5 protein-coding genes and 1 pseudogene are annotated in these 4,230 nt (G+C 48.6%); 2 read left to right on the top strand and 4 right to left on the bottom strand.

Features of this window, described 5'->3' with window-relative positions; genetic code table 11:
* Window positions 1-43: 43 nt before the first annotated feature.
* Window positions 44-586: a hypothetical protein gene (locus tag EBR25_12595; protein NBW41823.1), complete on the top strand. Its 543-nt coding sequence runs from the start codon at window positions 44-46 to the stop codon at window positions 584-586.
* 372 nt (window positions 587-958) lie between these two features.
* Here EBR25_12595 and EBR25_12590 read toward each other — a convergent pair whose 3' ends face one another.
* Window positions 959-1,288 carry a hypothetical protein gene (locus tag EBR25_12590; protein ID NBW41822.1) on the bottom strand — a complete coding sequence of 110 codons (330 nt, stop codon included), beginning with the start codon at window positions 1,286-1,288 and terminating at the stop codon, window positions 959-961.
* On the opposite strand from EBR25_12590, the gene EBR25_12585 reads away from it, so the two are divergent.
* Complete coding sequence (locus tag EBR25_12585) at window positions 1,287-2,675, top strand: exo-alpha-sialidase (GenBank protein NBW41821.1); 1,389 nt, start codon at window positions 1,287-1,289, stop codon at window positions 2,673-2,675. The genes EBR25_12590 and EBR25_12585 overlap by 2 nt on opposite strands.
* 135 nt (window positions 2,676-2,810) lie before the next feature.
* Here EBR25_12585 and EBR25_12580 read toward each other — a convergent pair whose 3' ends face one another.
* From EBR25_12580 to EBR25_12570, 3 genes and pseudogenes are all read right to left on the bottom strand, one after another.
* Complete coding sequence (locus tag EBR25_12580; GenBank protein NBW41820.1) at window positions 2,811-3,038, bottom strand: hypothetical protein; 228 nt, start codon at window positions 3,036-3,038, stop codon at window positions 2,811-2,813.
* Between the two features lie 458 nt (window positions 3,039-3,496).
* A pseudogene (locus tag EBR25_12575) lies at window positions 3,497-3,595 on the bottom strand (IS3 family transposase).
* 241 nt (window positions 3,596-3,836) lie between these two features.
* The coding region (locus tag EBR25_12570; protein NBW41819.1) for a hypothetical protein at window positions 3,837-4,230 on the bottom strand (394 nt) is incomplete at its 5' end.

The following is a 4,230-nucleotide window of genomic DNA, read 5'->3' as shown; positions in this document are numbered from 1 at the left end:
TTAAAAAAAGGATCACTATGATCGCGGGGCTCTATGCTGGAATTTGCAAACCTTATGCTGGGAATGCAACGAGCAAAAAGGCGCGTACTACGTTGTGTCTTTTCGGCGGTCGCCAGATAGGCTACTAGAGCGCGAGATAGCTATTGAGCAGCAGAAAGCATTCGTCAAGTTCAGAAAATACGCAGACAAAGTCTTGCGAAAGTCCAATTTAAAAGCATGGAGAGATAGGCAGCGCGTTGAGCCGAGTGAAGTTACGGTTATAGATAATTATCTGACCCAATGGTTCTTAGGTAGGACGCAAACAACGAGCACTTTAGAAAAGTGCATGGTGTACCCAATCCAACTCGTGCTTTTCCCATTTATCTGTCCCGTGATTATCTTGATAGCTATAGTAAGATCAGTGAAAGAGAGTGCTGAAACTCGTCCGGATAAAGCGGAAATAGACGAGATGGTCTCATTCTGGACACAGAGGAAGTTTGCAGATTGGAATTCATTTGCGTTCAAGTGCCTTAATGGGCGATTGCCTCAGCAAGAGAGTCGGGGCGACGTTCGCGCGAAACCTGGAATTAAGTGGTGCGATCTCTGATGGTCTGGTCAAAAGTTGTAAGAGGCTTTGGCAGCTCCCTTACAGCGCAGAAAATCGTGCACTTTTGTACAAGGAGCACGTCAGCACGCTTGCACACTTTCTTGCACACCGGGCGCAGCGGCGCAAAAATCTGCAGAAAAATAGCTATTTTATTTGGTTAAGACTTCTCATAATCCCTTGGTCCTTGGTTCGAATCCAAGCGGGCCCAGTTTTACAAATCAATGAGTTAGGTTTTCATTGATTTGGGCTTTTTACTTCACTGGTGAAGCAATCCCCTGAGAAAAGTTCGAATCCATCAGAAATCAAACACTTACGATCTCAGGCCGCTTCCACACTCCTTGCACACCCGTGATGTTTTGAGGGGCGTTGATTTCATGTCAAATCCCCCCGATTTCTAAGTCTTCCTAGAAGAGAAATGACGGTGGTCTGCACCGCAGAAACGAGGTAGCAGACAAACCCAAGATTGAAGAACACATGATGAATGTGAACGAGCAACGGATGTGCGGTAGTAGTCTCATGCGTGGTCATATCATGCTCGTCCACCCCGATTCCGAGCAGAAGTAAAAGCCCTTTCAACACGGGGCCTGCCAAGCCCAGCAGGGCACCGGCCACGATCCACCTGTTACCTTCGCGCGCCAGTTTCCATGACGCGATGCCTGTTAGAAACGCTGCGACAGCCAGTACCTCGGCGAGAGAAAACATGCGAAACCCATGTGTCGAGATAAGGCTAGCAAGCGCGAGCAGGTACGATCCAATCACCCCAGTGTTCCTAAACGTCTGTGACCCCATACGAGCAAGGCTGCTTGCTGTCGACGGTTCAGTCAAGAGTGATAGAGTCTTAAGGTTAGGAGTCGAAACTATGAAAAGACACTTATTGGCGCTATGGATTGGGCTGTTGTGGGGACCCCCCGCTTTTTCAGCCCCGATGCCCGAGTTTTCTAAGATTTTGTTGCCGGAACCTCTTCGTGGTGCTCAGCCTTCGGTGGCGATAGAGAAGGGCCATGGATTCATTGTCACCGCCCAGCAATCCGATGGCACCCGATCGGCTCTGCATTGGGTAGCGATCAACTTCGAAGGACAGCAAACTTCAACGGGCGTGATTTCTGAAGGCGATGCCCGGTTCGTGAACTGGGCCGATACGCCAGGGATAAACGTTCTCGACAATGGGGATTGGGTTGCATTTTGGCTGGAGCGCCACGACCCAGAGGCTCTAGAGGGCTACGACATCAAGGTCGTCCGATCCATGGATCGTGGTCGAACCTGGTCACAGCCCATCTCGCCGCATCACGATGGCACAAAGACCCAACACGGGTTCGTCTCTCTCGTCCCGGACGGGGGCGATCGGGTTTTGATCGCGTGGTTAGATGGACGATTAGCGGCGGCCACTCCTGGGTCTCATGACTCACATGACCATGAATCCGCACCAATGACTTTACGATCAGCAATACTCGCTCGAGGTAATAAAGTCCTTGAGGAAGCACTCATTGACGATCGAACCTGCAGCTGCTGCCAGACTGATCTGGCAAGGGTTGGAAACACGACGGTACTCGTCTATCGAGACCGGAGTGACGAGGAAATTCGGGATATTTCAATTAGCCAAAGGCTTTCTGCAAATTGGGGCCGCCCTGCGCCTGTCCACGATGATGGTTGGCGCATCGAGGGGTGCCCCGTCAATGGTCCTTCGATAGCCATCAATGGAAAGCGCGGACTTATTTTCTGGCCTACTATGATCAATGACTCCATGGTGCTTCGATACAAGCTGATTGATGAGTTCTCTGCTTCAATTGACCAAATCGATGCCGATACATTGGATTTACCGAAGCTGCCCTCGGGCCGTGTCGATGCGATCCAATGGAAGGATGGCTTTTTAGTCACTTGGGTGAGCCGCGCAAAAGATCGTCCTTCGGTCGACCTCGCCGTAATAGACGCTCGGGGGGCGATAGTTCTTGCGCCGCCAATGGCTGAGCCTCAGCCACGCGGTCGCGCGACCGGGTTTCCTCGAATCGCCAGCGATGGTGTCCGAGCGTTACTCGTATGGCCAGAGTTAGAAAACGGTGTTCCGGTCATCGGGATGACTCTGCTTAACTAACAAGTGTCCCTACCGGTATGGCAAGAGTGGTAGCGACGTCCCCCCAAGAAATTAGTCACGGAACGGTCTACAGTCCTCCCTGAAGCAGGAGGCCGTCCATAGCCTCCCGACATCTCGTGAAGAAATAGATTTTCTTTAGTGTTTTAGTTCAGAGACATCAAACCGAAGAGTCTTTGCAACAAAATCAATTTCCCCTACGGCTAAATTGAGTTTGCCATTTGACACTGAATCGATTGAATAGAGTTTAAAGATCGTCCCGACCTTGACCCAAGAACCTTGGAGGGTGGCGGTAACGACCGTTTCGCCATTCTGTGCCCAAGCAAAACCCGTGAACTCTCCCATATCTGCAAGTTGTTGCGTCATACGACAAGTAAACGCGACCATAAGACCCCGCCTTCCCAGAGAATGAGGCTTGGAAGGTATTACCAGCATCTGAGGTATGAACCGAATCAACTTCCATCTCGGCCTGAAAGAAATCTACTTCTTGCAGATTCTTCACGGCAGCATGACTCGAAACGGACGTGCAAATCAGTGCGATACCTAAAAACTTTGCAATTGATCTCATCTTTTCTTCTCCATAAATAGTGTGGAATGCCGCTTAAAAATTTTTATTCTTCAGAAAAAACCCGGTGACTAACTAGGTAGAGTTTCAAAAAGAATTATTTTTATTCCACTACAGGACGATCGAAAATTGGATTCAATTTCGGTTTTTTTTGGGGCGCGTGTGAAAAAGTTTTTCACTCAGTAACTGTATTATTGCTGCCTTCTTACCATCGTTTTTGCAGCGCAGACCTATAACGACCCATCTGTTTCTGCACGGGTTAGGCTATTAAAGCATGCGCCATAGCAGGGGCTTGCATGGTGAGGGCTTGATGGGGCCGACGGTGGTTGTAAAAGCGGATCCAGTCGGCAACAGCTTGCGAGGTGTTCCGCCCTTATCGGCTCGATCTGTTTCTGCAAGCCCGTCTCACAGAAACCAAAAGTTCGATCGTAGACCGCATACCTTCTTGCGATTGCTAATCCGACTTTATGAGGCCGTCCTCTTTGTAGGCGCCTCGACATTTTCGTGCCTATTTACTCAATCAGCATGCACGAAAACTTCTCTGTCGCTAATTCTCAATAAATGCGTAATTATTGCGATAAATTCACAGATTACGTGCGCTATCTTTGTACTGTTCCCAAGATAAGTGTAATTGGCACGACTATCGATACTGATCCAACAAGTAAAAACTCTTGCCAGCCGAAGTTCAAATTGACATCTCTTTCTCTTTGGGTCATCGCATAAAAAAACTCTACCAAAATACATAACGAAGTTGCATAAGTCGATAATAAAACTGCAAAACCTAGAAATGGCCCGATTTGTGTTGGATCAGCGTAACGGGCTATGGCGCCAAGCAGTCCTGCAGAACTCCAAACGATACTCATTACCAAGGTGTTATAAGCGACTTTCAAAAAGTTGATATTGCCGTTTTTCCCCTTATTAATAACACCAAAAATTACAACGGAAGCGGAAAAAATAATTAAAGCTAGGGGATCAAAATAACTGGCTTCTGGC

It is taken from the genome of bacterium (genome assembly GCA_009926305.1).
Lineage (GTDB): Bacteria > Bdellovibrionota_C > UBA2361 > UBA2361 > RFPC01 > RFPC01.
This window is presented reverse-complemented; position numbering and strand designations above follow the sequence as displayed.

Bases quoted from the DNA above. Each gene is read 5' to 3' on its own strand.
- EBR25_12590 (NBW41822.1), bottom strand. From the start codon at position 1,288: ATGTTTTCTCTCGCCGAGGTACTGGCTGTCGCAGCGTTTCTAACAGGC.
- EBR25_12585 (NBW41821.1), top strand. From the start codon at position 1,287: ATGCGAAACCCATGTGTCGAGATAAGGCTAGCAAGCGCGAGCAGGTAC.
- EBR25_12580 (NBW41820.1), bottom strand. From the start codon at position 3,038: ATGACGCAACAACTTGCAGATATGGGAGAGTTCACGGGTTTTGCTTGG.